A 6161-nucleotide genomic window follows, 5' to 3' on the forward strand; every position below is an offset into this window, starting at 1 on the left:
AATGAATGGATTTATTCGGACATTCAAATGATTGGGAACAAAAATTAGAACCTATTCTAATAAAATACAAAGGAAGAAAACATCCATTAGAGTACGACAATTTATATCAGCTTTTGGTAATGGTCGTTTTATCAGCTCAAGATTCTGATGCCAATATAAATAAAATAGCTCCATTTCTTTTTGAAGTATATCCAGATATGCAAAGTTTGGCAGTTTCGAATGTAGAAAGGCTAATACCCTATATCTCCAAAGTCAAAAATTTTGGAACCAAAGCGAGTTGGTTAATAGAAATTGCAAAAACCATTGAAAAAGACGAGAACATCCCCCTCACAATGGATGCTTTGACAGCTCTAAAAGGTATCGGCCGTAAATCTGCGAATGTTATTATGCGCGAAGCCAAAGCTACCGCAGCAGGTATCATTGCAGATCTACATGTTATCCGTGTAGCACCCAGAATCGGATTAATTCCAGAAACTAACGACGGTATCAAAGTCGAAAAACAATTGATACAAGTATTACCAAAAACTATTTGGGAAGAAATAGGAATGGCAATCTCTTTTTTAGGCAGAGAAATTTGTCGCCCAACTCCTAAATGTAACGAATGTCCGATTAATGGAATATGTAAATATGATAGAGAGAGTTTCTAAAATTGCATCGTGCTAACGCACCCGAGAGCTCTGGTATTATTGCTTATTTAGTACAATTCACTAAATACATACAAAAACAATAGTATCTTAAATCAAATCCCAGTCCGTCATTCCTTACTGCAATGAACTTTCTATTATGACTTCTTTAAGCTCCCAGATTGAAATATCAGCATACAACTGTTACCTTATTTCTCTTATATACGATAACAAATAACGGCTATTTATCCCGTTATTTGTTGTCCTATTTTTTCCAACTCTTTTTATAAAAATGACTTCTTGAAACTTGGTTTTATCCTATTATTAGAAGCCTGTTCATAAGCATAGGCGATTCCTATTAATTCAGGTTCAGAATAAGGTTTCCCGAAGAAGGAAAATCCTATTGGTAATTCATATACCATTCCGCACGGTACTGTGATATGAGGATATCCACTTGCCGCTGCTGGAGTTGTCAAGAAAACATCTCCCCAACGGTCACCATATATATTGTCGATACTACATGCAGGTCCCATTGTTAATCCGCAAATTGCATCAAGCTTATTCGCCTTGATTACATCATCCAAAACTTTCTTAGAACCAAAATGGCTTTTATTTAATGCTTCAATATATTTTTTATCATCAAGTCCTTTCTTCTCGTTAGAACTTATTAGTGTTTCTTGTTTAAAATAAGGCATTGCTTTATCCTCATTGGCACTATTGAAATCAATAACCTCTTTTAATGTTTTTACCTTCGCACTTGAAGTAGCTAAATACTTGTTGACTCCAGCTTTAAATTCATATTGCATCACTTCAAACTCGGCGGATCCCAATTCGTTTATTTTATCTATATAATCTATTTCAATAACGGTTGCACCTTGTTTTTTAATCAGATCAATCGCTTTGTTTTGCAAGGCATGCATAAACTGATTTTGGCCCTGTGGTTTTCTCTCTACCCCAATTCTTTTCCCTTGCAATGCCTTTGCATCTAGAAATTTAGTATAGTCTGCTTCGCCTTTTCCATAACTTTCACTAGTAACAGGGTCTTTAGAATCAATTCCTGCTAATATTCCAAGTAATATAGCTGCGTCTTCAACTGTTCTTGCCATTGGTCCGGCCGTATCTTGGGTATGTGATATGGGAATAATTCCAGATCTACTGACTAATCCTACTGTGGGTTTAATGCCAACAATACCACTAACTGCTGAAGGGCAAACTACAGAACCATCCGTTTCAGTACCCACAGCCACAACGCAAAGATTTGCCGCTACGGCCACCGCAGAACCTGCACTGGAACCACATGGATTATGATCTAAAATATAAGGGTTTTTTGTTTGTCCGCCTCTACTACTCCATCCGGAGCAGGACTGTGTAGAACGAAAATTTGCCCATTCACTCAAATTTGTTTTACCAATAATGATGGCGCCTGCTTCCCTGAGCCTGTTAACTACAAAAGCATCAATTGAAGGATAATTACCTTCCAAAGCAAGCGATCCGGCAGTAGTTTGCATTTTGTCAGCCGTGTCAATATTATCTTTTAGGACAACCGGGATACCATGTAAAGGTCCTCGTAGTTTACCCGCTTTCATCTCGACATCCATCGTCTTTGCAATAGCGATCGCTTCAGGATTAATTTCTATAACCGAATTTAAATTAAGTCCGTTTTTGTCTATTGCGTCAATACGTTTTAGATACAATTGCACTAATTGTTCTGAAGTATATTTTCCGGAAGCTAATTTCCCACGCAGACTGCTAATCGTTTCTTCCTCAAGTTCAAATGTTGTTGTAATATCGTCGACAACCTCCGACTCTTCATTCTTTTTTACATTAGTACAACCCGAAATTAAAAAAGCGCTAAGACTCATAGAGGCCATAGTCGTTGATGTTAAGAAAGTTCTTCTTTTCATAGATGAAATTATTTAAGCAATTAATTCTTAAAAATTGGTTAGCCTAAAGTACTACATAATTTTTAATTTAAATTAACCGTCATAAAATAATTACTACAATAGCAAATAGATGTCATTTTTCAACTCAAACTGTCTGCTTTTTAAATAATTAGTTGGATTGTAACCGTTGTGCCGTCATTCTCCGTAAAATGAATTTGAATGGGATCCAAATTAGATCGCTGCAATAAAATGATTCGTTCCCGGGCTAACGCAATACCTCTTGAAACGTGAAATTTAGATTGTTTATGGGCCTTCAAGCCTTTTCCATTATCGCTAATTTTACACTCTAAAACATGAGTGGAGACCATTTCGAAAGATAATTTAAGTTTTGGAGAAGGATGAAATTCGTCAAAGGCGTGTACAAAAATATTTTCCACAAAAGGCTGAATCAACATAGGCGGAATTTCTAACGCCGCCTTACTTATCGCTGGATCTATATAAATCTCAGACACAACACGGTCTTTAAATCGCATGTTTTCAATAAATATGTAACTCTCTAAATATGCTATTTCTTCTTCAATTGTGATTGTCTGTTTTGGTGAATTTTTTAAAGTTTTTCGCATTAAACCTGCAAATTCACTAATGTATAATGTAGAATTGTGCTCATCATTAGCCCCTACATAATCTTGAATGGAATTTAAAGCGTTATAAATAAAATGAGGATTCATCTGGTTAGACAAGGCTTCAAATTTAGCTTCCGTTATTTGTTTTTCTTTGCTAACTTTATCTCTGGTAATATTCTTTTTTCGGTTAATAATATAGACTACAATACCAAAAACAAACAAAAAGACTAGACTAATAAACCACCACCTAAACCAAAATGGAGGTTCTACACAAATATTCAATAATTTAAAAACACTAGATTTCCCAGCATTCAAATCAAAAACTTCTACTTCTACTAAATAATCACCAAAAGGTAAATAAGGTAAAAACAAGTTTGTTTTATCGCTGTAAGGACTCCATCGGTTTTTAGAATTCAAGCGATAACGGAATTTTAATTTCTCCGGAAATGGATGTCCTCTGGGAATAAAATCAATAGAAAAAGAATTTTGTTGATAATCACGAACTAATTTACTTGAAGCATACTTAAACCATTTGTAATTTGATTTATCGACAGCAATGTTATTGACCGCTATCTTAGTTATATCTATACCTGCAACGGTAATTTGCTCTTTTAAAATTAGATCTAAATCAACAGTATAAAAACCTTTTTTTGTTCCCAACCATAACTCCTTATCTATAATTTCCGAAGAAGTGAAATTACAATCCTTCAAACCATGCTCTTTATCGATAAAGCGGAAGTCTCCATTTTGATAAATATTGATTCCCTTTTCAGTACCAATAAAAATACAATCTTTATAAGATTCTAGAAAAAGGATTGTTTTACCTATTAAATTCTCTTTATTAATTGTATCCAATACTTTAAAAGCAGCCCTGTCATCCACGATAAATACATTTCCAAATTCAGCAGCTAATATAAGTTGGCCTTTGTCATTTACCGTAATATGCTTGAATTTATTTTCTTTCCAAATACCATCAGCTAAATACGATTGAAATTGATTATTATGATAAACATACAAGCCATTAAAAACAGACAAAAAATAAGTCTTGTCCTTGTTATTTAATATTTGTACAATATACTGTGGTGTGTTTTTTTCAAATTTAGGATAATGGGTACTTTTAAGATTATAGATATCATCATATACTCTAACTCCTGCATAAGTAATCGTTTCAATAAATTTATCATTTGATAGAAACCCAAATTTAAGACTGTGTTTAGGTACATAATTTATGATCTTCCCTTCTGAATTCATTTCGAAAATACCAATATTACTCCCAATCCAGAACGAGTTTTTATGTTTTACCATTTCATAAAACACGATTCCATCTGCTTTAATTTTAAAATTGAGTTCAAAATCTTGTGATTCAACTCCCTGTCTATTTAAAATATTTTTCGCTTTATCTAAATAGGTCTGTTCCGCCTTTTTAAATTCAGAAGTTGAAACCGTCTTTAATATCTTCTGCTTAGAATCTAAAATGGAAACTCCTTTATTATGCAGGATGATTTTTTGCTTTCCATAATTTTTAAAATCAACAATTGAATTTCCTTCGAAAGGAATATAATCAATCATTTTGTTCAATCTAACTTCATATATTCCTTTGTCATTCGAGCCAACGTATAAAATGTCTTCTTTTTTATTATAAACGACATTAAATAAAACCTTGGAATCAATTCCATGCAAATCAGAGACATCAATCATTTGATTTCTGTCAATACGATACAACCCACCATCAGGATTATAAATACCCCAAGCAGCTGCAAAAACAATGTTTCTTTTATCTTTTGCGAATTGCCAAACCGTTGATTTTCCAAATTGAGAAGAGCCCAATTTACCTTTTTTAATATCTAATATATCAAACCTATCAACAAAACCATTATTTCCGCTGTATAAACTAGAACCAAAAAGCCCTAAAGCATAAGTGTTTTTATGCAAAATTACAGGAATTATCTTGGGGAATGAACCCGATTCGTCAATCTTATACAAACCATCAAAAACGGAAGCAAAATATACTATACCGCCATATTCAAAAAACGAAATACATATAAAATCCTCTTTATGGACTGGTCCAATTGGCGTAATAACTTTATTACTATAAATGTCAATTATAGAAACACCCTGCTCTGTGCCAACATACATTTTATTCTTATAAGGAAAAACCTTTCTTGTCTTATTGGCGAGTAAGCCTTCTTTCTGCGTGAAAACAGTAAATTTCTGACCATCGAATTTACTGACACCACCACCGTAACTGGCAAACCACATATTACCATTCGTATCTTGTGAAATATCCCAACAACTGTTATGTCCTAAGCCATTGGATTCATCTATTGTTGAAAATACTCCATTCTGCATTATGGAAACGCCATTTTCTGTACCAATCCATAATACGTTCTTAGAATCTAAAAATAAAGATCGCACCGCATTATTAGGCAAACCATCTGCGGTTGTGTAGTTTTTGGAGGGGAAGTATTGACCGAATGATGAAAAAGAGAGTGTAAATATGAAAAACAGAAAAAACCAATTTTGTAATTTCATTCAAGAATATTTTGTTTTGATTTAATTTAACAAACTATTACTTTTTATTGACTATAAATCAGTTTAAGACCCCATATGGAAAATCACCAATCTAGCAAAATAAAAGCCCTTGAATTTGTTCTTAAGACATTTGTAGAACAATCGCTACTTCAGCGAAAGTAAACTTTTAAAATCGTAAAAATGGTTTAATTAAACAAAAATATTAACAATTACAACACGCAATATCTATCAAAATTAACATTATTTTGCCTTTACTACAAACGAAAAAACCCCGTTTGTTAAAACAGGATTTAATAGATGTTAGAATAAATTAAGAATTTTAAAAAAAGGCGAAAAGCGGAGCCCGAAGAGCGAACGCCGTTGTATTACAAAACAAAAAACCCTGTTCGTTAGAAAAGGGTTTTCAAAGAAAGGCGACGACATACTCTCCCACATAACTGCAGTACCATCTGCGCAGGCGGGCTTAACTACTCTGTTCGGGATGGGAAGAGGTGAGCCCC

3 protein-coding genes and 1 rRNA gene are annotated in these 6161 nt (G+C 33.7%); 1 reads left to right on the top strand and 3 read right to left on the bottom strand.

What is annotated here, in order from left to right:
* The first annotated feature begins 5 nt into the window (after positions 1-5).
* A complete protein-coding gene (locus BLV35_RS18445; RefSeq protein ID WP_091093706.1) occupies positions 6-647 on the top strand; it encodes an endonuclease III domain-containing protein in 642 nt (213 codons plus the stop codon).
* Between the two features lie 260 nt (positions 648-907).
* On the opposite strand, the gene BLV35_RS18450 is transcribed toward BLV35_RS18445, so the two are convergent.
* From BLV35_RS18450 to rrf, 3 genes are all read right to left on the bottom strand, one after another.
* Complete coding sequence (locus BLV35_RS18450) at positions 908-2527, bottom strand: amidase (protein WP_091093709.1); 1620 nt, start codon at positions 2525-2527, stop codon at positions 908-910.
* A gap of 140 nt (positions 2528-2667) precedes the next feature.
* Complete coding sequence (locus BLV35_RS18455; RefSeq protein WP_091093710.1) at positions 2668-5661, bottom strand: sensor histidine kinase; 2994 nt, start codon at positions 5659-5661, stop codon at positions 2668-2670.
* 408 nt (positions 5662-6069) lie between these two features.
* Positions 6070-6161: ribosomal RNA gene (gene rrf / locus BLV35_RS18460) — 5S ribosomal RNA — on the bottom strand; the annotation flags it as partial.

Source organism: Flavobacterium gillisiae, assembly GCF_900107635.1.
Taxonomy (GTDB): Bacteria; Bacteroidota; Bacteroidia; order Flavobacteriales; family Flavobacteriaceae; genus Flavobacterium; species Flavobacterium gillisiae.

Excerpts from the sequence above, each read along its gene's own strand:
- BLV35_RS18450 (WP_091093709.1), bottom strand. The coding sequence starts at position 2,527 with ATGAAAAGAAGAACTTTCTTAACATCAACGACTATGGCCTCTATGAGT.
- BLV35_RS18445 (WP_091093706.1), top strand. The coding sequence starts at position 6 with ATGGATTTATTCGGACATTCAAATGATTGGGAACAAAAATTAGAACCT.
- BLV35_RS18455 (WP_091093710.1), bottom strand. The coding sequence starts at position 5,661 with ATGAAATTACAAAATTGGTTTTTTCTGTTTTTCATATTTACACTCTCT.